General features: G+C 70.1%; 19 protein-coding genes and 1 pseudogene. 10 read left to right on the top strand and 10 right to left on the bottom strand.

Features of this window, described 5'->3' with window-relative positions:
* Nucleotides 1-339: 339 nt before the first annotated feature.
* From ACFYVJ_RS33930 to ACFYVJ_RS33920, 3 genes are all read left to right on the top strand, one after another.
* Nucleotides 340-1,131, top strand: coding sequence for a DUF6042 family protein (locus tag ACFYVJ_RS33930; RefSeq protein ID WP_388900079.1), 792 nt, complete (start codon nt 340-342; stop codon nt 1,129-1,131).
* 16 nt (nt 1,132-1,147) lie between these two features.
* The gene (locus tag ACFYVJ_RS33925; protein ID WP_388900120.1) at nt 1,148-1,687 is read left to right on the top strand and encodes an AAA family ATPase; all 540 of its coding nucleotides are present in this window, start codon (nt 1,148-1,150) and stop codon (nt 1,685-1,687) included.
* 344 nt (nt 1,688-2,031) lie between these two features.
* A complete protein-coding gene (locus ACFYVJ_RS33920; RefSeq protein WP_388900077.1) occupies nt 2,032-2,190 on the top strand; it encodes a hypothetical protein in 159 nt (52 codons plus the stop codon).
* 313 nt (nt 2,191-2,503) lie between these two features.
* Here the strand turns inward: ACFYVJ_RS33920 and ACFYVJ_RS33915 are convergent, their stop codons facing one another.
* The 6 genes from ACFYVJ_RS33915 to ACFYVJ_RS33890 all read right to left on the bottom strand — a co-directional run bounded on the left by ACFYVJ_RS33915 (nt 2,504) and on the right by ACFYVJ_RS33890 (nt 8,833).
* Nucleotides 2,504-3,889, bottom strand: a complete 1,386-nt coding sequence (locus ACFYVJ_RS33915; protein WP_388900075.1) for a hypothetical protein — start codon at nt 3,887-3,889, stop codon at nt 2,504-2,506.
* A 19-nt stretch (nt 3,890-3,908) separates the two neighbouring features.
* Nucleotides 3,909-4,466 (bottom strand): hypothetical protein, encoded by a 558-nt coding sequence (locus ACFYVJ_RS33910; protein WP_388900117.1) that lies wholly within the window; start codon nt 4,464-4,466, stop codon nt 3,909-3,911.
* Nucleotides 4,467-4,925: 459 nt separating this feature from the next.
* Nucleotides 4,926-5,693 carry an anti-sigma factor domain-containing protein gene (locus ACFYVJ_RS33905; RefSeq protein ID WP_388900113.1) on the bottom strand — a complete coding sequence of 256 codons (768 nt, stop codon included), beginning with the start codon at nt 5,691-5,693 and terminating at the stop codon, nt 4,926-4,928.
* Between the two features lie 53 nt (nt 5,694-5,746).
* Nucleotides 5,747-6,316: a sigma-70 family RNA polymerase sigma factor gene (locus ACFYVJ_RS33900; protein WP_388900110.1), complete on the bottom strand. Its 570-nt coding sequence runs from the start codon at nt 6,314-6,316 to the stop codon at nt 5,747-5,749.
* A 101-nt stretch (nt 6,317-6,417) separates the two neighbouring features.
* On the bottom strand, nt 6,418-7,086 hold the full coding sequence (locus ACFYVJ_RS33895) for a fasciclin domain-containing protein (protein WP_388900073.1): 669 nt from the start codon (nt 7,084-7,086) through the stop codon (nt 6,418-6,420).
* Nucleotides 7,087-7,159: 73 nt separating this feature from the next.
* A complete protein-coding gene (locus tag ACFYVJ_RS33890; RefSeq protein ID WP_388900064.1) occupies nt 7,160-8,833 on the bottom strand; it encodes a molybdopterin-dependent oxidoreductase in 1,674 nt (557 codons plus the stop codon).
* Nucleotides 8,834-9,260: 427 nt separating this feature from the next.
* Between ACFYVJ_RS33890 and ACFYVJ_RS33885 the strand changes: the two are divergent.
* The 4 genes and pseudogenes from ACFYVJ_RS33885 to ACFYVJ_RS33870 form a co-directional block, all read left to right on the top strand.
* A pseudogene (locus tag ACFYVJ_RS33885) lies at nt 9,261-9,815 on the top strand (dienelactone hydrolase family protein); the annotation flags it as partial.
* A gap of 275 nt (nt 9,816-10,090) precedes the next feature.
* The gene (locus tag ACFYVJ_RS33880) at nt 10,091-10,924 is read left to right on the top strand and encodes a DUF899 family protein (RefSeq protein WP_388900059.1); all 834 of its coding nucleotides are present in this window, start codon (nt 10,091-10,093) and stop codon (nt 10,922-10,924) included.
* A gap of 171 nt (nt 10,925-11,095) precedes the next feature.
* On the top strand, nt 11,096-11,368 hold the full coding sequence (locus ACFYVJ_RS33875; RefSeq protein ID WP_388900056.1) for a hypothetical protein: 273 nt from the start codon (nt 11,096-11,098) through the stop codon (nt 11,366-11,368).
* 89 nt (nt 11,369-11,457) lie between these two features.
* Nucleotides 11,458-12,282, top strand: a complete 825-nt coding sequence (locus tag ACFYVJ_RS33870) for a lipase family protein (protein ID WP_388900053.1) — start codon at nt 11,458-11,460, stop codon at nt 12,280-12,282.
* A gap of 118 nt (nt 12,283-12,400) precedes the next feature.
* Here ACFYVJ_RS33870 and ACFYVJ_RS33865 read toward each other — a convergent pair whose 3' ends face one another.
* A complete protein-coding gene (locus tag ACFYVJ_RS33865) occupies nt 12,401-12,895 on the bottom strand; it encodes a helicase associated domain-containing protein (RefSeq protein WP_388900107.1) in 495 nt (164 codons plus the stop codon).
* 390 nt (nt 12,896-13,285) lie between these two features.
* On the opposite strand from ACFYVJ_RS33865, the gene ACFYVJ_RS33860 reads away from it, so the two are divergent.
* Complete coding sequence (locus tag ACFYVJ_RS33860) at nt 13,286-13,510, top strand: hypothetical protein (RefSeq protein ID WP_388900051.1); 225 nt, start codon at nt 13,286-13,288, stop codon at nt 13,508-13,510.
* Between the two features lie 380 nt (nt 13,511-13,890).
* Here the strand turns inward: ACFYVJ_RS33860 and ACFYVJ_RS33855 are convergent, their stop codons facing one another.
* On the bottom strand, nt 13,891-14,100 hold the full coding sequence (locus tag ACFYVJ_RS33855; RefSeq protein ID WP_388900048.1) for a GNAT family N-acetyltransferase: 210 nt from the start codon (nt 14,098-14,100) through the stop codon (nt 13,891-13,893).
* Between the two features lie 407 nt (nt 14,101-14,507).
* The gene (locus tag ACFYVJ_RS33850) at nt 14,508-14,798 is read right to left on the bottom strand and encodes a hypothetical protein (RefSeq protein ID WP_388900045.1); all 291 of its coding nucleotides are present in this window, start codon (nt 14,796-14,798) and stop codon (nt 14,508-14,510) included.
* Here ACFYVJ_RS33850 and ACFYVJ_RS33845 point away from each other — a divergent pair.
* Nucleotides 14,797-14,943, top strand: a complete 147-nt coding sequence (locus tag ACFYVJ_RS33845; RefSeq protein WP_388900042.1) for a hypothetical protein — start codon at nt 14,797-14,799, stop codon at nt 14,941-14,943. The genes ACFYVJ_RS33850 and ACFYVJ_RS33845 overlap by 2 nt on opposite strands.
* Before the next feature lie 877 nt (nt 14,944-15,820).
* Nucleotides 15,821-16,807: a helix-turn-helix domain-containing protein gene (locus ACFYVJ_RS33840; RefSeq protein ID WP_388900039.1), complete on the top strand. Its 987-nt coding sequence runs from the start codon at nt 15,821-15,823 to the stop codon at nt 16,805-16,807.
* A gap of 768 nt (nt 16,808-17,575) precedes the next feature.
* Here the strand turns inward: ACFYVJ_RS33840 and ACFYVJ_RS33835 are convergent.
* Nucleotides 17,576-20,059 carry a Helicase associated domain protein gene (locus ACFYVJ_RS33835; protein ID WP_388900036.1) on the bottom strand — a complete coding sequence of 828 codons (2,484 nt, stop codon included), beginning with the start codon at nt 20,057-20,059 and terminating at the stop codon, nt 17,576-17,578.
* Between the last annotated feature and the right edge of the window lie 557 nt (nt 20,060-20,616).

Raw genomic sequence — 20,616 nt, 5'->3', positions numbered from 1 at the left:
GTGCATCTTGACGCGGATGCCGAGCCGTCCGCCGTTCTTGATCAGGTGGCTGCCGCGCCGAGGTGGGAGCTCGTCTTGGACGGTCAGGCAGGGGCGGGTGTCGCCGAACGCGTGTACGGCGTCGATGGCGCCGAACCCGTACGCCCGCACCTCTCAGCAGGGTGGTCAGCGTGGCCTTGCTGCCGCTGGTGCTGTTACGGCTGCGTACCGAAGCCTCCGGTCGTGCCCGCTGATCTAGGTCGGAGGGCATTCTCGGCGTACGGGACGGTCGAGGGGGGAGGGGGCTGCGGGCTTGCCCGGCGGCTGTGGGCGCCGGTATGCGGCGTCGTCGCGGGCGGGATGACGTGGGCAGTCTTGAGAAGGCGTCTGTTCCCGGGCCGCGCCGGGACGTGGCGATGCACAACGACTGGTGGGTGTCGGGCTGGGAGCACGTCCTGCCCCCGTCAGGGCTTCCCGCTGACCATGCTGATCGGGACGGCGTGCCAGCCCGGTTTCACTGGCTCATTGGACGACCTGGTGCACGAGATCTTCGACGGGCACTGGGACATGATCGGCGGCGCTCTCGACGGCGCGCTCACCTTCTTCTGGCCGGATGAGGAATGGGACTACGAGGCCGCGCCGGAGGGCCGCGAGGCATGCGAGGCGGCCCGCTGGGAGCAGTTCAGCACCATGCTGACGACAGCCGGCTTCCCGGTGCCCACCACCGTGCGGGACCTGTCCGAGCTCTTCCTGACGTGGGGCCTGGCCCGCCGCGAGGAGATGCCCGCCGCGCTGCCGCTGCCCGGCGACCTGCTGCCCTTGGACCTCGAACTCACCGAGCGCCTCGACGGGATCCGCTGGACGATGCGCACCGGCCCGCTCCTCGACACCCTCGTCGACCACCTGGTCGACGATCTGGGTGAACCGGCAGAGACCCTCACCTCCCTGGACCGGCTCGCGGCAGCCACAGGCCGGGACGTCGACGACGCCCGGCTCGCTCTCGCGGAACTCGTGAAATCCGGCGACGCCCGCGTCCAGCGCGGCGAGGAGCCGGCCGACGCGAAGAGCTTGGAGGCCCGCCGCCGCTTCCGCCCGGTCATGGACTGGGAGCACTTCCACGACAACCGCATCCAGGTCAGCCGCGGTGACTGAGGCCGCGCACGACACCATGGGGACCAGCGACACGCGCCTGATCGTGCTCCGCGGCAACAGTGCCTCGGGCAAGTCGTCCGTCGCGGCCGGCCTGCGCGAGAAGTTCGGCCGCAACCTCGCCATCGTCGCCCAGGACAACCTCCGCCGGATCGTGCTGCGCGAACGCGACCGGCCCGGCGGCGCCAACATCGGCCTGATCGACCTCACCGCCCGCTACGCCCTGGACCACGGCTTCCACGTCGTCATCGAAGGCATCCTGTACGCCGACCGCTACGGCCCCATGCTCCAGGACCTGGTGCGCGCTCACCAGGGCGTCACACGGTGCTACTACCTCCACGTGCCCTTCGAGGAGACGGTCCTCCGGCACGCGACGAAACCAGACGCCGAGTACCTTGCGCACGTCAACGAGGGCCACCTACGCGACTGGTACCGAGAGAAGGACCTGCTCTCCAACGGCCTGGAGACCGTCATCGACGCGGCCAGCACCCTGGACGACACGGTCCAGCAGATCCTCTCCGAGAGCGGCCTGGACGGCATTCTCCCGATCGACCGCTGAGGGGCGCTACCGCAGGTGCGGTCATCATCACGGCACCGACGACGGCACACACCACCAGACCCAGGGGGGCGATGGGCGTGGAGAACGGATCGCAGAGCATCCCGTGGGGCGGCGAGTGGCGACGTCACCTCCGCTCCGATGCCGAGATGGATCTCGTGCGCTCGTGGATGCCCGCGTCGAACGCCCGATCTGCAAGGCGGCCCGCAGGGCGGGCCTGCCGCACCGCGCGCGGCCGCCCGACCAACGAACACCGTGCACGCCGTGACGCCGTTGGCCCCATCCCGTACGCGAAGTGGCGAAAGAAGGGCCCCATCCCAGTGCAGCGGACGTACACGATCCCGGCCGTGCTCAAGGAGTCGGAGAAGGCCCGCGCCGACTTCAACGTGGACACCGCCCTGGCCGACGGCGTGGCAGTCGTCCGCATGTTCCTCGCCGACCGGCTCGGGTGGTACTCCAGGGCGAGGAGGCCATGGACCGCATTGACGACGCCGTGCGCAAACTGATCGAGATCCGCGGCCCGGTGAGGACGGCCGACGTGGTCAGCTATTGCTGACCGGTCACGGCCGGGTCAGGGGCGTCGCCGCAGCCTGGGCGGTTTTCTCGGCGGCAACGAGCTCGCAGTGGACGGTGCCCGGGGGCTTCGGGACGTGGCGGCGGCGCCGCTCCACTGCGCTCATACCCCCGACGACGGCCGCAGGCCGGTGGAGAGTTCGCCGCTTCCGGCGGTATCGCCCGATCGAGCGGCGGCCCTCGGCCGGAGCCATCGTGCGTCGTGCTCGGCGGGGTCGCGGGCCGCTTCGCCCTCCGGGCGCTTGATCACGGCCTCGGTCTCCGCCGGGCCTGGGTGGCGAACCATACGATCAGCCCCACGGTGGCTGTGGAAACCACACCTGCGCCGATCACTAGGTCGTAATCGTCACCGTGTCCGTTGTTGTTGACTGCGGTCAATGTGGCGGCCATGAGTGTGATGAGGAACCAGATTGCAATTGCGATCCAGTTTCGCGTCACAGCTGACTTTGTCTTTCGCAGGGCCTGCGTGGCGAACCATATGACCAACGCCACGTTGGCGGTGGTGACCGCGGTGGCGCTGCTAGCCGTGTCGCGATCGTCATCGTTTCCGTCGTAATTGATCGCGGTGAGTGTGATGGCCATGAGTGTGATGAGGAACCAGATTGCAATCGCGATACGGGTCTTTGTCACAGTGGCTTTTTTGGGGGTGGGGCCGCCAGGGGACGGCGGAGTCGAAGCCTCTGGACGCTGCGCGGTGGCCTCTGGCACAGGCTCGGATGCGTTCGCGGTCCTGCGTAGTGCGCTGCTGGATCCGGTGGTGAAGTCTTCCAGGCGGTCGTCGGTGGTGCGGGCAGGCCGGCTGCTGGCCGGCCCGGGGGCCGTGTGGGGAGCGGTGGTGCTCTGCTCGCTGTGTTGGTGGGGGGCGCGGTTGTGGAAGTGAATGTGCCGGGTGGCGTTGTTCTGTGCGAAGAGCTGTGGTTCCGGGCTTCCGCGGCGGCGCATGCGGTCGTGAAGCCTGAGCCAGACATGTTCCAGACTGACGGCGGGCCCGACGCCGGTGATGCCCGCCTCGAGCGTGGTGATCAGCTCACCGGTGAACTCGGGAAAAGGGGCGCCGGGGCGTACGAACGACCGGCTCTGCGCCGGCGCCGAGGCCAGCACGCAGTCTCCGTAGCCGTCCGACCCGGGCCCGTGCCGGTCCTCGTCTCCATCGGTGGGGTTTTGGGTGTGTTCGTCGAGGGCTGTGGCCAGGTCGTCGCGGGTCGGGGCCCCGGTGCCCGACATGCCGCCGGCGATGCCGCTGTAGCAGCAGTCCAGGACCGTGACGCGGTGCTTGGCCCGGTGGCCGGCGTACCTGATCAGGTCGCGGAGCTGGCGGTAGGGCAGGGTGCCGATCTGGGGGTAGTCGGGGTCGGCGTCCGCCAGCGCCAAGTGCAAGCGCTCGCCCGGGTCGCGCAACCCGTGTCCCGCGAAGTACACGACCAGCGTGTCCTCGGTGGCCAGCGCGGCGTCCCGGACCGCCGCCAGTATTCGTGCCTGCGTGGCGCCCGGGCCCAGGACGGCGACGTGCTCCTGCGGGAGGCCCCACAGGGACGGGTCGCGTAGCAGCTGCGCCAGGTGGCCCGCCCCCGCGTCCGCAGCGGGCATCGCCGCCAGGTCGGCGTGTGCGTAGTCGGCGATGCCGACCAGCACCGCCCGGCTCCTGTGCGGATCAGGGAGCGCCACCCACGGTCCCTCCGGTGTTCTCCTCCGTACGGTCCCCGGCCCCGGGCCCGGCGCCCTCTCCGCCTGCTTCCACTTGACCGGTCGAAGTGCCCGCGCTGCCCTCGACGGTGTCCAGGAGGCGGGCCAGGCGGGCGACGTCCTCAGCGCTCCCGTCCTCGACCACGATCCGCACCCCGCCGTGCTCGATCACCATCCGCGCCTCCGGCCGCTCGCGTGGTGGCAGGGAGGCACGGAAGTTCAGGTGGGAGTAGACCAGGGAAGCGGCTGAGAACCCGGTGCTCAGGGACAGGCCGATCCACTCCAGGAGGTGCCCCGACATCTCGCCGGCAGCCGCATGCGAGCGCTCCCGGGTCATAGTGACGTGCCGGCCCGCGGTCCGGTCCCCGGCCAGCCAGTGGGCGAAGCGACCGGTCAGATCCTCCCCGGCCGGCCCGCCGTCTCCGATGCGTACGCGCACCCGCCCCCCAAACTCCTGACGAAGTGAAACAAGCGAAACGCCGTCACCAGGCCGTCCCGCACAGTGAGTTGCATTATCGCCCCCCATACCCAGGCAGCGCCCGGCTTCCGTATCGAAGGGCCCCACCTACGTCCACCGCAGTCCGAGTTCGTTCAGTGCCTCGGCGCGCTCCGGCGTCAGCGTGCTGCGCCTGGATCTGGTGTTGGTTAGCCACACGCCCCGAGCCGGATGGCGTGCTCGCCGTCGTCGTCGACGATCGTCTCGATGTGCTCCGCGGAACCGCCTCCAGCGTCCCCTCGCGCTCCAGCCCGGCCGGCGCCGCGCCTTACACCGAGCAGTTGCCCGGTGCGGGAAATCCGCGGTCCAGGAGGGCTCTGTGAGGAGGCAAGCGAGAGGGACTGAGGTTCAGTTGACCATCCCGCGCCGTACTCGGCAGGAGCGCCGGGGAGCGGGCTCCGCTCTGGAACCCGGCGCTCTGCGCTGCCCCGGCGAGTCCGACGTGAGATGGCCCGGCCCACGGGTCTGCGTGGTGGCCGGCCTCCGTGGTCACACCGGTAGTTCCATCGCCGCGATCGGCTTGGTGGTGGGGCGTTCGGAGCCTCCGGCGGGTTCCACGGTGACGCCCATGCCTGAGGCGTTGGCGACCCGGCCCTCCATGAGCACCGCGCCGCTGCCGCCGCCGTTGAGCAGCCCGGCGGGCCGCATCTCTTCCCTGCCGTCCCCGTCGGCGAACCAGAGTTGGTACACCCGGCCTTCCGGCAGCTCCGGCAGGCCGGCCGCGACGAACACCGCCCGGTCCCGTTCCCGGGACACGACCACCGTGCCCGTGGCGCCCCCGCTCAGCCGCCCGGAGGCGGCCTGGGCGTCCGGGGCTGCCAGCACCGCGGTCACGGCGGCGGCGCTCTGCTCCGCCCGCCGCGCCGCCGACCGCGCGGACTCCGCCTCCTGCTGCTGCCACACGGCGATCCCGCCGAGCCCGGCCGCCGCCGCCAGGCAGGCCGCCAGTGCCCAACGCCCGGCGCCCCGGACGGCGCCCGGCGGGCGCCGTACCCGAAGGCGGCCGCGGGCCTCCGGAGCCCGGTCCCCGTCGACGCGCGGCGGCTCCTGCCGTACGGCGTCAATCCGCCGTAGCACCTCCGCCTTCAGCTCCGGCGCCGGGCGGGCGGCGAGCGCCGTGCCCAGCCGAGCCGCGGTCTCCGTCAGCTCCCGTACCTCCACCTCGCAGGGCTCGCAGAGCGCCATGTGCTCCTCGAACAGGGCTCGTTCCGCCGGCGGCAGCGCGTGCAGGACGTACGCCCCGGTGGCGGTGTGCATGCCGGGCGGCGGGGCCGGCGGTGTGGCGGGGGCGCCGCGGCGGCCGGCCCGGGTCACGTGCCCACCCCCAGGCAGTCCCGCAGCCGGATCAGCCCGTCGCGCAGCCGGGTCTTGACCGTCCCCAGCGGCAGCGACAGGAGCCCGGCGACCTCCCGGTACGTCAGCCCGCGGTAGTACGCCAGCGTCACGGCCTCCCGCTGCAACTCCGTGAGCATCCGCAGGCAGCGCCGTACCTGCACCCGTTCGAGCCGCCCCTCAACCTGCTCGCTCACCTCGTCGAACGCCGGCGTCCGCGCCAGCAGCGCCGCCTTCTGCTCCCGCTCCGCCGCCGCCTGCGCCGACCGCACCCGGTCCACCGCCCGCCGGTGCGCGAGCGTGAGCACCCAGCTCCGCGCGCTGCCGCGCTCCGGCCGGAACCGCGCCGCGGTGCGCCACACCTCGACCATCACGTCCTGCATCACCTCCTCGGACTGCGCCGGATCGCGGACCACGGAGCGCACCAGGCCCAGCACGGGCCCGCTCAGCGCGTCGTACACCTCGCTGAACGCCTCGCGGTCGCCCCGCGCGACCCGGGTCAGCAACTCCTCCGCGGTGCTCTCGCCCGGGTCGGGCGACGCCGGCACCCCGGCTACGTCGGTGGATCGCACGGGACTCCTTCGGCAGCAGCGTGCTCACTTGCTCATCTGCTCGGGTACGCACCGGACATGTGCGCCTGCTCCACTCCTCACTGCGGCGGCATCAGGACGGTGTCGACGATGTAGACGGTGGCGTTGGCCGTGGGCACGTTGCCGCAGACGACCTTCGAGGAGTCGTTGACGGTGTAGTCCTCGCCGGACCCGGCGGTCGTCAGTTCGCCTTTCTGCAGGGTCGGGTACGTACCCTTCCTGAGCTGCTCGGGCGTGAGCTTCTGGCCTACCACGTGGTACGTGAGGATGTCGGTGAGCTTCGCCTTGTCGGCCAGCACGGCGTCCAGGTCCTTCTTGGGGATCGCGGCGAAGGCGTCGTTGGTGGGGGCGAAGACGGTGATGTCCTGGGCGCTGTTGAGGGTGTCCACGAGCCCGGCTTCCTTGACCGCGCTGACGAGGGTCGACAGCTCCGGGTTGTTCGACGCGGCGGTCGCTACCGGGTCCTGGGCCATGCCGTCGAAGCTGCCCGCGCCGTCCTGGGGCACGGCCGCGCACGCGGGCCCGAAGGGCCCGGACGGGCTCTGGGCGGCCTCGTCTTCCACGCCCTGATCGTTTTGCTCCTTCTGCTCGGGCTGGGACGCGCCGTCGCTCGCGGCCTTGTCCCCGCCGTCGTCGCCGTCGTCGCCGCAGGCGGCGAGGGAGAGGGGGAGTACGGCGGCGGCGGTGAGGGCGACGGCGGTGCGGCGGGTACGGGTGAAGGAACGCATGGTGGGTCTCTCTCCTTGAGGGTTCGGCTGATGCGAGTGGGGTGATACGGGTTGGCGGTCGGTGGGTTCCGGGTCAGATGACGTCGACCACCACCGAGTGACGGCCGGTGGCGCCGTCCGGGAGGACCGGGGCGCGGGCGGTGGTCTGGACGTCGCCGCCGCGGTCGGTGGCGCGTACCTGGAGGGTGTGGGAGCCGGGTTCGGCGTCCCACGTCCACACCCACTGGCGCCACGTGTCGATGCTGTCCTCGGCCGCGAGCCGGGCCGCTTGCCACGGGCCGCCGTCGATCCGGACCTCGACGCGCTCGACGCCGCGGTGCTGCGCCCAGGCGACGCCAGCGACCGCCACCGGGCCGGCCTTGACGGTGGACAGGGGACGGGGGGTGTCGATACGGGACTGGGTCTTGATCGGCGCCCGGGCGGCCCAGTCGCGCCGGACCCAGTACGGGTCATAGGCGTCGAAGGTCGTCAGCTCCAGCTCGGTCAGCCACTTGCAGGCGGAAACGTAGCCGTAGAGGCCGGGCACCAGCATGCGTGCGGGGAAGCCGTGGTCGAAGGGCAGCGGCTCGCCGTTCATGCCCAGCGCGAGCATGGCGTCGCGGCCGTCCATGACCGTCTCGACCGGGGTGCCGATGGTCATGCCCTCCACGGAGCGGGCGACGAGCTGGTCCGCGGGCCCGCCGCGCGACGGCGGCCGCACGCCGGCCTCGCGCAGGAGCGGGGCCAGGGGGACGCCGATCCAGCGGGCGTTGCCGACATACGGGCCGCCGACCTGGTTGGAGACGCAGGTGAGGGTCACGTGGCGCTCGATCAGCTCGCGGCGCAGCAGGTCGGCGAAGCGGAGGGAGAGTTCGCGGAGGACGCCGTCGCCGTGGATGCGCAGGCGCCAGGCCGTGGTGTCGACCTTGGGGACGACCAGGGCGGTGTCGACGCGGTAGAAGTCGCGGCTGGGGGTGAGGTACGGGGAGAGGCCGTCGATACCGAGGTCGGTGCCGCGGGGCAGCGGGGGCGCGGCTGACGCGGGTACGGGCAGCATCAGGCGGTCCCGCGACGCCACCGCCTCGGCGGCCCGCCCGGTGCCCAGCTCCCGCCCGAGCGCCCACGCCCCGGCGGACCCCGCGGCGGCGCCGGAGGCAGCGAGGGCGAAGCGGCGCCGGTCGAAGGGGGGTTGCGGGGGATCGGTGGGTCCGGGCGCGCCGACCTCGCGGGACTCACCTTTGGCGGCAGCGGGGCGCACGGGTTGGCCCGAAGCGCGCTGGCGGAGGAGCCCCGACAGCGCGTAGAGAACCCCGGCTCCCACGACCGCCCCGGCCACAGACGGCAGCGCGTCCGTGGGCCCGGCGCCCAGCCCTGGCCGGCTCAGCGCGGCGGCGGCGCCGAGGACGCCGAAGGCCAGCACGCCAGCCGATCCGGTACGCCGCATCCGCAGTGTCAGCACGCCGAGCGCCACGGCGAAGAGCGCCAGCAGCACCAGCACGCCCGACTTCAGGACCAGCTTGTCGTCCTCGCCGAAATTCCGGATCGCCCAGTCTTTGACCGCGGCAGGCGTCACGTCGACGACGCCCGCCCCCACGGCGTTCAACGGCGCCGCCTCGACCCGCACACTGACCGCCACCAAGTCGGCGACCCCCAACGCCGCCCCCGCAGCGACCAGCCCACTCAACCCGGCAGCGGCAACCGTCACGGCAGTATGCGCGGCCGCGGTACGCCTAGCGCGGAGGGTGTCTGATCGCTGTGGGCTCCTCACACCTCACATTCGAAGCCGCCCACGCAGCGGATTGGTCCGAGTTCCCCATACAGGCATTCCGCTGCGAACCGGAAGCGCCACCATGCTCCGACACCTCATGTCCACCTCAGCCCGAGCTTGGGTGGCGACGAAGCTGCGCTGGGACCTCGGCGTCGACCCGGCCGAACTCGCCGCACTCAAGGACCACGCCACTCAGTGCCCGAATGACTCCCTCTCCTACGAGAAGGCGGTCTAACGCTCTCGATCGAGAACCGGCGTGAGCTGGCCGGGCTCACCCCCTTTCCTCGCAGGGTGAAGGGGTAGGCGGCCCACTCCGGGGCGAGGACCTGTCCCGTATCCGTCCGCTGCCGAGGTGCCTTCTACGGGTCGGTGAGGATGCCGTGGCCGCCGATGCGCCGCCACACGATGTGCGGGGACCGGGTACGCGTTCGTGCGTGGTGGTGGTGGTTCGGGGTGCAGTCCGCGTAACCGGGCTGTCGCTGCCCAGTTGAACGGCCGCGGTTTCGGCACCTTGCTGCTGGATCTGCTGACGCCGGCGGAGGAGCGGACCGATGCGGTCACCCGCGAGTACCGTTTCGATATTTCCCTGTTGGCGGGCCGGCTCAGCGGTGCGGTGGACTGGCTCGCGGTCCGCGCCACTGATTTGCCTATCGGGCTCTTCGGCGCCAGCACGGGCGCCGCAGCGGCCTTGATCACCGCGGCCGGGTGTCCCGAGTTGGTACGGGCCGTGGTCTCCCGCGGTGGCCGCCCGGATCTGGCCGGCGCCGTGCTCGGCGACGTGCGTGCGCCGGTGCTGCTGCTCGTAGGCGGCCGGGACGAGGCCGTGATCAAACTCAACGAGGAAGCCGCGCAGCGGCTCACCGCACCCCACGAGCTGCGCGTCATCCCGGGCGCGACGCACCTGTTCCCGGAACCGGGCGCGCTGGAGGAGGTCGCCGACGCGGCGGCGGACTGGTTCACACGGATGGCCCAGACCGGCTGAGCACCCGGGGCGGGGGAGTGCTGAGCACCCGGGGCGGGGGAGTGGGGGACGGGACACGCCCGGGGTGCGCGGACCGATCCGCCGAAGGGGCGCGCAGACGGGCCCGGACCAGGCGGCGGCCAGGGCCGTCGGTACGCCGGCCCGCCGCAGTGGCCGCCGGCGTGTTCGGGGGCGGTAGAGCCGGGGCGGGTTGTGCATGACGACGATCCCGACGGGCGACTACGTTGCTGAGAAGCGACCCGTAGCCGCAGGACAAGCGATGCCAGGAGCCGGTGATGGCCGAGGACCCGAGTGAGGCGCAACCGCCGGTGGCCGACCGCGCGACCTTCGAGGAGCAGTTGGAGGGGCTGCGGGCGAGGGAGAAGGCCCACACCCGCGAAGGCGACGCGATCGCTGCCGCGCGCCGCAGGCTCCCGATGGTCGAGGTGGCCGCGGACAGCCCGTTGCTGGGGCCGGGCGGCCCCGCGACGCTCCTGGATGCGTTCGAAGGCCGGCGTCAGATGATCGCCTATTACTTCATGTGGTGGCCCGGCCGCCCGGCCGCTGAGCAGTGCGAAGGCTGTACCTGGGTGATGAGCCACGTAAGCGAGCTTGCCTATCTCCACTCCCGCGGCATCACCTTCGCCGTGTTCTGCCAGGGACGGAACACCGCCTACGGCTTCGGGGACGCCCAGAGGTCATACGAGGAGAGCCTGCGCTACCGAGCCTTCATGGGCTGGACGATGCCCTGGTACTCCGCCCAGCCCTCCCTCGAGCCGCTTCTCGTCGGCCGGGAACTCGGCCTGTTCCACCTGGTGTGCTATCTGCGCGACGGCGACCGTGTCTTCGAGACGTACTGGACCAAGCGCCGCGGGGCCGAGGCGGTGGACAACAGCTACGCACTCATGGATCTCACGATCTTCGGGCGCCAGGAGGACTGGGAGGACTCACCCACAGGCTGGCCCCGCCTCGGACAGGCCACCCGGACCCTGGGCGGAGCTCCCGACTGGCCGCCGCTGCGGGAGTGGCCGGGTGGACGTCCCACAGCACAATGGCCGCGCGTCGGCGCCGGCCGCTCCGATGACCTGGGCACCACCGCCACCGGCCCGGCACCCGGTCACTGCCACTGAATTTCTTCGGCCTGACATCGATCGAGCGACGCCCGGAGCACATAACAGCCGAGCCCCACAGCCAGCTGATCGAGATACCTGCCCCATACGCCGCTCGTGTCTGCGCTCATGCCCACGTGAGTCCGAATTCGTACAGCGCCCGGGCACGTTCGGGCATGGGGGCTCGCGGCTATGCGGGAGGTCTGCGCGCCGGAGGATAGCGGCGCCGGCAGCGACCTGCGAAAACCCACTCCCGGCGGTGTGACCTTGGCTGTGGTGGGGCGCTTTTCCGGGGTGGTTCTGCCGTTCGGCACGGCCGTCCGCACCTCCGGATACTACCGGGACCGGGTGGTCGAGGAGGACGGGGACCGGTGCTCGACCAGGTCGGAAGTGCTCATCACCGAGGCCATCGAGGCTCCGGAGGTCTACGACGAAGCCGCCGCCACCCGTTTCGGTGATCCCTGAAGGGTGCCCACACACGCCGGCCCCGGCGCCGCCAGAGTGTGACCTTCCACCACACGACGCGAGCGCAACGCACAACGAGAGGAGCCCGCATGTCCGCACCATCCGCGATCGATCACCACACGACGACCGGATACAGCCTCCCGCTGGCCTACTGGCTGGCCCAGGCATCCGACCTCGCCTACAAGGACGAGGCCACCATCGATTCCCAGGCCCGTTCCTGGGGCTTCGACGAGGTCCGCCACCACCAGACGCGGTTCACTCCCCGGTTCCCGCTCGAAGACAGCCAGGCATACACCGCGGCCAGCGACCACATGATCATCATCGCCTTCCGCGGCACGGAGCCGGCACAGATCCGTGACTGGCTGTCCGACGCCAGCACACCCCCGTGGCCGGGCCCGGCCACCACGGGCTACGTGCACTACGGCTTCGCCGAGGCACTCCAGTCGATCTTCCCCGAGGTCAAGGACACCCTCGCGGAGCTGCGCACAGAGAACCAGACGGTGTGGTTCACCGGCCACAGTCTCGGCGGTGCGCTCGCCATGCTCGCCGGTGCGCGGATGTACCTGGAGAATCCGCGGCTCCAGGCGGACGGCGTCTACACCTACGGACAGCCCCGCACCTGCGACCGCATCCTGGCGGCCGCGTACAACAAGGGCTTCACGAACCGCATGTACCGGTTCGTGAACAACAACGACATCGTTCCACAACTGCCTCCCGAGCCCGCCTTCACGCATGTCGATGCCCTCAGGTACATCGACGCGGGCGGCAAGCTGCGCGACTCCATGGGCCTGCTCGGCAGTCTGGCGGACCGGGCCAAGGGGCTGACCGCGGACGCCTTCGCCCCCGCCGCGGACGGCGTCCGGGACCACTCGATCAAGCGCTACATCGCCGCCATCGAGCAGAACCTCTCCTGACGCTTCGCCACAGCGGCCAGACCCGGGCCGTACCGGGTCACGCCTCGGGCCGGCGGACAGCGGCTCGGCCGCCGGTGGCCGCCAGTGTGGAGGCCGGACGGTTCCACCACCCCTGACCTCACCGCCCGACACGCCGCGTCGGAAGGCAGCCGCCCCCCTTGACGCCGCCAGCGCGGGAGCCCTCCAGGAAGCCGGGCTGGCCACCGCCATTACGCATCCGAGCCCACTGCCACCTCCACCTGAGCCCGAGTTCGTTCAGCGCCTCGGCGCGCTCCGGTGTCAGCGTCCCCTGGCGGCTCTTCACCGTGTTGAGCCATACGCCCAACCGGACGCTCGTCTCTTCTCCGGTCACAGGGGCGACCACGAGTTCGGTGTGTTTGCCGCTCACTACGTCGAGGTTGCCTTCGCGTTTGCGGTATGCCGGGCGGCGGCGAGGCCGTGTTGAAGCCTGAGGCCCGCGCTCCGCCTTTGGGCGGCGTTGTACGGGCCTCCGGCGGCCGTACGGCGGCCGCGACGCCGAACTCCGCGAGCCGGTGCTGCTGCTCGGCGTTGAGGGCGTCCCAGCGTTCCTGTTGCCGTTTGAGCCACCGCCCGACGTCCATCGAACTGTCATGAACAACTGCGTCACGCCCGTGACGCGCCGCCTGCGGCGGCGGTCGGCCAGGAACTTGTCGAAGGGCTCGAAGAGCACACCTTGAGGACGTGCGCTTCCTGCTCTGGCGGGCCCAAGCGTGCGCGAATCGTTAAGAGCCCCGCGTGGATTGACAAGGACTCCATACCGCCGGCTCGGCATCTTTTAAGGCAGGAAAGCAGCAACGACACCTACCTGAAGGAGGAATGGACGATGGCCAGTCGCGCACGCAGGCGTGCCACTGCCGTGATGGGGGCAGTTACCGGCGCAGTGCTTCTCCTTAGCGCATCACCCGCCTCAGCGGAGACGATCCGTTGCTACACCAGCCCTTCCAACCGGGGGCACGCCAGCCTGGACAGGACCTGGGGCACCTTGTACGTCGAGGACACGTACAGCGATGGACGACGGGTCGTCGCCACCGCGTACAACCCCTCCGGTGATGCCGTAGTGGGCTACGCGGAGGACTCCAACGGCAGCAACAACGGCCCGGGAGCAGGAAGCGACGTCGACCTGTCCAGGGTCGGCATGATCACCACGTGCACCCAGGACGGTACGTCCATCCGCACACGTGCCAATTGCTGGACGACGTACGTCTGAGTTCCTTATCGCCTCCGACCTTGGGCAACGTCTCACAGCCAGTAGCTCGCCCGGGGGGCCGCCAGATGCCGGTGCTTCGTCCGATGGCGTGCTCAGAACAAGGTGCACGTGTCCAAGACGAGGGCCTGGCCTCGCCGCCGGCGTGGCGGGCCTCGGGCGGCGGCGCGCCCGCCGGCGACTCCCGTCGCTGTGGGCGCGTTCGGTCCTCTCTTGCTCCGGTGGCAGGTGTACGGGAGCAGGCAAGCGGTGTCGATGAGGCCGGGCAGCAGATCCGGGGCCCTTCGCCGGGGTGCGCTCGGTCACGACGGGCACAATGCATGATGCAGGCTGGCCCGGCGCAGGCGCCTCGGACCGGAGCCGCGTAGTCGACGAGCGAGGCGTCACTCTTCAGCAGGTTGCCGAACGATCCGGTAGCCCTGGGCCCGGTAGTGCGCCCGGAGGTGAGCGAGCAGTCGGTGGCCCAGCCGCTGGCTGCGGACCCTGGGGTCGACAGCCAGGAAGTCCGCCTCGACCACCCGCCGGGCGATGCGTAGTCGATGGTTATAGCCGATCCCTCGCTTCCAGCCGACGGGAGGCTCGGCGACGGCCATGCCGATCGCGCGCCGCGCGCGATCTTCCGCCCCCAGCCGCCGGCTGCCGGGACCTTCCTGATGCGGAAGGCGCCTTACGACCCCCAAGCGGCGTCCCGGTCGGCCAGGAACTTGTCGAAGAGCTCGAAGAGCACCTTGAGGACGTGCGCTTCCTACTCCGATGTGAGCTCCCAGCCGCCTCCCAGCCAGGCATGGCGACCTGCCGGATCTGGGCTTCCCAGACGAGGCGCCAAGGACTTCGACCTGACAGAGACCGCGGTACGAGACTGGGTGAAGCAGCGCCACGAAGGCCCGCGGGCTCAACCTCAACGAGTACATCGAGCAGCTCGTCACCGAGGACACCACCCGTGCCCGCGGCCGCGGCATCGCCGCAGCGCAGCGCCTCATCGACACCTTCGGCGACTTCCTCAAAGACCTGGAGGAACAACCCCGCCCGGCAGCCCGGCGAGGATACGTCGAGAGATACAGCAGCCTGACGCCCCCGCCGTGCACGTCACGTCGACCTGTGCTGGATCCTCGAAGTCGCCGAACGAGCCGGCGCCGGCGACCAGGCCATCGACGACCTCGGCGTCGCCGTCGAACGCCACCGTGGAACACCCGTCTACGACGGCCCGTACGCCCGCGCCGCCGCCCTGGTCCACATCCACCCTGGGCCGCTGCCGCTGACTGGAGCGCTCCAACCTCACCGCCGCCGCCATGTACCTCCCCGCCAGCAGCATCAACACCGCCCGACAAACCCACCTGCGCGCCCTCGCCGACGAACTCCACGACCCCCGCTACACCGCCGCCCGCATCGTGAGCCTGCCGTGCACCTGGCCGACCCAACCCGAACGTCAGGGCTGACACCCCCTCCTACCAGCGCTGCACCGGGCAGCGGTGACTGGGACGCCGGCTCAGCAGTCGCCCAGGACCCCGGCCGCCTCCACCTGCGAACTCGTGAGGCTGGCAGCCACCGCGCGGCGATCATCTGCCGTCCTGCGCCGACGTGGGGTCGGTCACCAAGTCGACAATGAGCCCGTCCTTACCGGGGTCCCGCCGTGGTGGCCGGCTGCTACTGGCCGGCCAGGCCGGCGGGCACCGCCGCCGCGGTCGTCTCGTCGGCGGCAACGAGCTCGACGTGCACCAGCCCCAGGGTTCGCAGGATGCGGCGGCCACGCCGCTCCACTGCGCGCATCCCCCAACGACGGCCGAAGGCCGATAACGAGTTCGCGCTGCCTGCCCATCGCCCGATCGAGCGGCGGTCCGGACCGAAGCCGTCGCGCCGTCACTTGCATACTCGATGGAGGAAGCCGTTGGGGAACCCCTACGGGACGCATCGGGGAGAACCTGCTGGAGCGCCCGGTACGGTTCCCACAGGCCGCCGGTCACCCTCCATCGCCAGACCATCACGAACAATCCCCGCGTCTTCCAGTTCCTCGTCGACGCCCTGCCTGGTCCGCGGCGACCGCGGCAGCGAGGCGTTCGAGAGCGGCTGACCCAGAGGTGTGTTCGGAACGTGTGAGCAACGTTCCGAACGTGCTCGAACGTCGACCCGTCTTGTCAGTCCAGCGGCAAGGTAAGCATTCTCGACGTCTGCCGAGCAGATTCGTACATGCCCGGCGCGCCCACGTGCACACCGCGTGTGGGCCAGCGGACATGGCTGACGAAAGCGCACGGGAGGGTGTGGGCGTCCCCACGCCACAACAACCTGCTGTGAAACCGGTGAGGGAGGGGGCCGGGCATGCTCGTGACGGAGTTCAGCACAGAGGCCGTAGCGGCACCGGAGCGGTTCGAGCTGTTCACCGAGATCACCAACAACTCGCACATGCCCAACCGATTACGCAGTGACCATCAGGCCGACTTCCTCGCCAGGATGCGGGCCCTGCAACTGGGAGAATTGCGGGTCTCCACGATGTCCTTCCCGCACCTGGAGATCGTACGAACCGCGAAGGCGATCCGCCAGCACGACCCCGAGGCATACCAGATCAACTGCTTCCTCCACCAGGAAGGAACACTCTCCCTAGTCGGGAGCGATACGGCGCTGCACGCCGGCGACCTGGTGGTCATGGACACCAGCCACCCCTACCACGGGGACGTCCATCCCGTTCAGGGCGGCTGGTCACATGTGACCGTACAGCTTCCCCGCCGGCTGATGCCGCTACCGGACAAGACCGTGCAGCAGGTTCTCGGTACCCCGATCGACGGGCGCCGCGGTATGGGAGGGACCTTCGTCCGCTGGCTCGCCGACCTCAACACCCGCGCCGACGAGTTCACCCCCGTCGACACCCCCACCCTCACCTCGATCACCCTGAACCTCCTGGCCTCCGTCATCGCCGGCCACCAGGGCGCCGAGGAGACACTCAGCCCGGAAGCCCGCCGCCGCGCACTCCGCGTGCGGATCACCGCCTTCATCGAGCAACACCTCGCCGACCAGGACATGACCCCCCAGACAGTCGCGGACGCCCACCACATCTCGCTGCGCCATCTCCAGCACTTGCTCGCCGAGGACGACACCTCTCCGGCAGCCTGGATACGCCAACGCCGCCTGGCACACTGCCGCCTCGACCTGACCAACCCCCGCCTGAACGCGCGCCCCATCCAGGCCATCGCCGAACGCTGGGGCTTCACCAACCCGACACATTTCAGCCGCCTGTTCCGGGCCACTTACGGGATCCCCCCGCGGGACTACAGAAACCTGCCGTCCACGGTGTGCCCGAATCGGCAATAACCCTGCGCGGAATAACAAGGCCCAGTGCTGTCCCGCGCGCCATCCTGAATTCCGAGCACCCGAACAGCTCAAGATCTAGGAGGGGTATTCATGCGCACACGAAAGGTCCTCGTAGGACTCTCTCTCGGGACCATAGCCGGGTTAGGCCTCATGACGGTACCGGCCCAGGCAGCTCCCACAGCGGCACCCGGCACTTCCGCAAGCGCTGAGGTCCGTACGGATAGTCAGCTCGCGAGCGTTGCCGCCACGCCGACGACGACTGCTGCCGGGTGGACGTACGTCGATTGGTACTTCACCCAGGCAAGCTGCCGGGCGCACGGTGCCCCCTTGGGCGTCGAGTGGGACAACTGGTACTGCGGAAAGAGCGGGGCCCTTTGGTACCTGTACTTCTGGACTTCCGGCGGCCGGTGACCTTGTCTCCGTGGCAATGCCTCAGGAGCCCGGCAAGGTCGTGAGGGCCTCGCGGCGGCCGCGCCAGGCCAGTTGCTCCAGACCATGCACGACCTCCTGCGTCGCCAGCGGCGACGCAGGAGGAAGAAGAGGAATAGGGGCGGTCAGCCTTTGGTCGGCGCTGGATTCCTCGGCCAGATGGAGGTGGCGCTCGCTCTACGGGCGAGACGCCTGCTCATGAGAGCGACGGCCGCCCAGGTGATCAGGGCTTCGGAGTGATGGACGCATCCCCGGTTCGCGATCGGAGTCACCCGTACGCGCCTTACGCCGAACCCGAAGCTGACGAGACGGTTCTACAGGTCGGTGAGGATCCGTGGTCTACCGCGCCCATGTCCATCTGAGTCCGAGTTCGTTCAGTGCTTCGGCGCGCTCCGGCGTCAGCGACCCGCGACGGGTCTTGACGTTGGTCAGCCACACCCCGAGCCGAACGTCGTACTCGGCGCCGTCGTCGTCGACCACGGTCTCGACGTGGTTCCGGCTCACTGCGTCGAGAATTCCTTCGCGTTCGCGGTACTGCCGGGCGGCGGTGAGCCCGCGCTCGAAGGCCGCAGCCCGCGCACCACCCCGAGGAGGCGCTGTGCGCCCATCTGCGGTCCGTACGGCGGCCGCGACGCCCAACTCCTCCAAACGGCGCTGCTGCTCGACGTTGAGGCCGTCCCAGCCTTCCCGCTGCCGCTTCAGCCACCGCCCGACGTCTTCACCCCCGACCCGTACACCGACCGCCAGCTCCTCGACCGAAGCCCCACCCTCCTGGCAGGCACGGACCTTGACATAGTTGCGCTGCCAGTCGACGGTCCAGCCAAGCTCGCGAGGATTCCACTCGGGGTCGATCGCGGCCAGGTCCGCGGCCCGCTGCGCCGCGCGGATCGGGTCCTTCCCGAGCCCGCCGGGGCGCCGCAGGTTGGACAGCCACTGCCCGACCGGCTTCCCCACCGCCGCCGCGCCCTGGGGCGCGCACAAAGTCCCGTGCTCGGCGAAGTACTCCCTCGCCGCCGCGAGGTTCTCCTCCCACGCGAGATCCGGCGCCGACCACACCATCCCGATCTCGTCCAGCCGCCGTCGACGGTCCTGTCCTTCGCCGTCGTCCATCCGCCCGGCCGCGTACTCCGTGCGCTGATCCGAGATCCACCTGCCGGTGGGGTAGCCGGTCCCGGGGTCGCGGTACGTCAGCGGAACACGCAGGTTGCCGTGCTCGGCCTGGTAACGGACCGCCGCGGCGAACCCCCGCGCCCAGGTCTCGCGTACGGGGTTGATCACCTGCATGTCCACGAACCGCCGGATCGCCTCCGGACTCCGCTTACTGGAGAACCGCAGCAGCAGCCGGCCCTCTTCCGCGCCCTCTGCCGGCGGCGTCCCGATCGACGTCGACGGCTCCACCGGCGACGTGTGGTCCTGCGGGATGGCGAGCATTTCCACCATCTTGGAATCGTGGGACCGCAAAGCAGCCATGACCTTCACAAGAGGCGCCCAATTCCCCGAAGCATACATTTCCTCCGGGTCTTCCCCGTGCTCCAGGAAAACAGGAACGACGATGGTGGCGACTTTCCCCTGCTTCGGCTGCTGCCGCAGCGCCCGGCCGATCGCCTGAACGATATCCACCACCGACCCCTTGGGGTCAACGATGGCAACGGAGTCGACCGCGGGCACGTCGACACCTTCACCGAGGACCCGGCAGTTCGACAGCACCGCCTGTCGCACCGGCCGACCCTGCTCATCGAGGCGGTCACCGAACTGCCGCAGCACCGAGCGACGGTGCTCGGCTTCGTGCTCGCCGCACAGCCAGTCCGCCCACACCAGCCGCCGCGCCGGGTACCGGGCGGGGTCCATCGCGTGGAGCTTCGCGGCCACGCCCGGCAGGCCGGCGGCCCAGGCTTCGGCCTCCATCGTCCGATGGTGGAACGTGATCATCGTCTTCAGGCCGTGCTCCGCGGCGACTTCGAGGACAGCAGTCTGCAGCGCCGCCATCCGCTTCCCCCGCACCACCTCGGACCGCTTCTCCCCACCACGCAACTGCCCGTCGGCCAGCTCGGGGTCGCGCAACTCGGCGACGACGATCTGAAACTGCGCCAGCAACTCGCGGCGCACGGCCTCGGCGAGCGGCAGCTCGTAAACGGTCGGCCCGAACACCGCCGGATCATCCATGGACGCCGCCATCTCCTGCCGCAGCGCCTCCCGCACCCCTTCACGGACATCCACCGGCGGCCGCGCCTCCCAGATCCGCGGCGTAGCCGTCAGATACAGCCGACGATCCGCCGGCAGCAGCGCCTGGTCGTGCACGTCCGCCCACGCCTTGCCCATCGACCCAGACGTGCGGTGCGCCTCGTCGACGACGACCAAGTCCCAGCGGTCAAGCCGCTGCCCGTAGGAGCCTTCGTGGGCCTCGATGAGGACCGGGAGGCTGGAGTACGTCCCGAACACGGTCACGTGGCTCTTCCCGGCCAGCCACAAGGCCAACTGGGGCGGGCTGGTGGTCACCTGCACGCCGGCGTTCCACAGCACCGGATCGTCGGTCAGCGAGCACACCGCCACCGACATCCCGCCCCGACCCTCTCGCTGCCACGCGGCCACCGTCTGCGACAGCAGATCCAGCGTCGGCACCAGAACCAGGACGCGGCCGTACGGAGCAATCCGCATCGCCGCGTGTGCGGCGGTGATGGTCTTACCTGTCCCGCACGCGGACACCACCGTCGCCCGAAGCCCGGCCGGCGGGAAGCCCCGGCCGGGCTTCGACTCCAAGGCGCGCACGGCTGCATCCGTTGCTTCGATCTGGTGCGGCCGCAGTGTGCTCGGTTCCGTGTGCATCAAATTCCCCTACGAGGCGGCAGATTGTGGTGCTGAACTCGGATCTACGGGGGCGGAGTTAGACCTCTCCCTGCCCGGCGACGGAAGCAGCCAGAGTGTAACACTTCCTTCGAGATTCTACATGATGCATCAAAGCAATGCATCATGGTTGGTTCTCTGTCTCTCAAGCAAGGTGTCTGCCGGGCTTCTAGTCTGAACAATCCCGCCTCCCTATGGATCGCGTTCCCCGATGCATCCTTGACCGTCGCGCTCCCATGGGATGTACCCGAGGGGTGTGCGGGCGAAGGTGCCGAGAGTCAAACCTGACCAGACGTCATCAAGGCAACTACGCTAGTTTCGGGACTTCACATGCTGCATCACTTGCGACGCAGACCACCCGCCCTTTTCCAGCCTGCCGCCTTTCCCGCGGAGCGTAGCGGAGTGGGCAAAACCCGCGGAGCGGGTTTTCTCATTCACGCGAAGCGTGAATGCCAGCGTGAAACGCTGAACGACCCTTGCCGCGGAGCGGCAAGGGTCGTTCAGGGGCTGCGCAGCAGCCCCTGAACCCGCTCCGCGGG

The organism is Streptomyces sp. NPDC004134 (genome assembly GCF_042874195.1).
Classification (GTDB): Bacteria; Actinomycetota; Actinomycetes; order Streptomycetales; family Streptomycetaceae; genus Streptomyces.
This window is presented reverse-complemented; position numbering and strand designations above follow the sequence as displayed.

What these genes read in the sequence shown, in the direction of transcription:
- ACFYVJ_RS33845 (WP_388900042.1), top strand. Translation starts at nt 14,797, where the DNA reads ATGTACCTCCCCGCCAGCAGCATCAACACCGCCCGACAAACCCACCTG.
- ACFYVJ_RS33855 (WP_388900048.1), bottom strand. Translation starts at nt 14,100, where the DNA reads ATGGCCGTCGCCGAGCCTCCCGTCGGCTGGAAGCGAGGGATCGGCTAT.
- ACFYVJ_RS33905 (WP_388900113.1), bottom strand. Translation starts at nt 5,693, where the DNA reads ATGCACACCGCCACCGGGGCGTACGTCCTGCACGCGCTGCCGCCGGCG.
- ACFYVJ_RS33835 (WP_388900036.1), bottom strand. Translation starts at nt 20,059, where the DNA reads ATGCACACGGAACCGAGCACACTGCGGCCGCACCAGATCGAAGCAACG.
- ACFYVJ_RS33870 (WP_388900053.1), top strand. Translation starts at nt 11,458, where the DNA reads ATGTCCGCACCATCCGCGATCGATCACCACACGACGACCGGATACAGC.
- ACFYVJ_RS33840 (WP_388900039.1), top strand. Translation starts at nt 15,821, where the DNA reads ATGCTCGTGACGGAGTTCAGCACAGAGGCCGTAGCGGCACCGGAGCGG.
- ACFYVJ_RS33925 (WP_388900120.1), top strand. Translation starts at nt 1,148, where the DNA reads ATGGGGACCAGCGACACGCGCCTGATCGTGCTCCGCGGCAACAGTGCC.
- ACFYVJ_RS33895 (WP_388900073.1), bottom strand. Translation starts at nt 7,086, where the DNA reads ATGCGTTCCTTCACCCGTACCCGCCGCACCGCCGTCGCCCTCACCGCC.
- ACFYVJ_RS33865 (WP_388900107.1), bottom strand. Translation starts at nt 12,895, where the DNA reads ATGACAGTTCGATGGACGTCGGGCGGTGGCTCAAACGGCAACAGGAAC.
- ACFYVJ_RS33880 (WP_388900059.1), top strand. Translation starts at nt 10,091, where the DNA reads ATGGCCGAGGACCCGAGTGAGGCGCAACCGCCGGTGGCCGACCGCGCG.
- ACFYVJ_RS33930 (WP_388900079.1), top strand. Translation starts at nt 340, where the DNA reads ATGACGTGGGCAGTCTTGAGAAGGCGTCTGTTCCCGGGCCGCGCCGGG.
- ACFYVJ_RS33875 (WP_388900056.1), top strand. Translation starts at nt 11,096, where the DNA reads ATGCGGGAGGTCTGCGCGCCGGAGGATAGCGGCGCCGGCAGCGACCTG.
- ACFYVJ_RS33910 (WP_388900117.1), bottom strand. Translation starts at nt 4,466, where the DNA reads ATGGGGGGCGATAATGCAACTCACTGTGCGGGACGGCCTGGTGACGGC.
- ACFYVJ_RS33850 (WP_388900045.1), bottom strand. Translation starts at nt 14,798, where the DNA reads ATGGCGGCGGCGGTGAGGTTGGAGCGCTCCAGTCAGCGGCAGCGGCCC.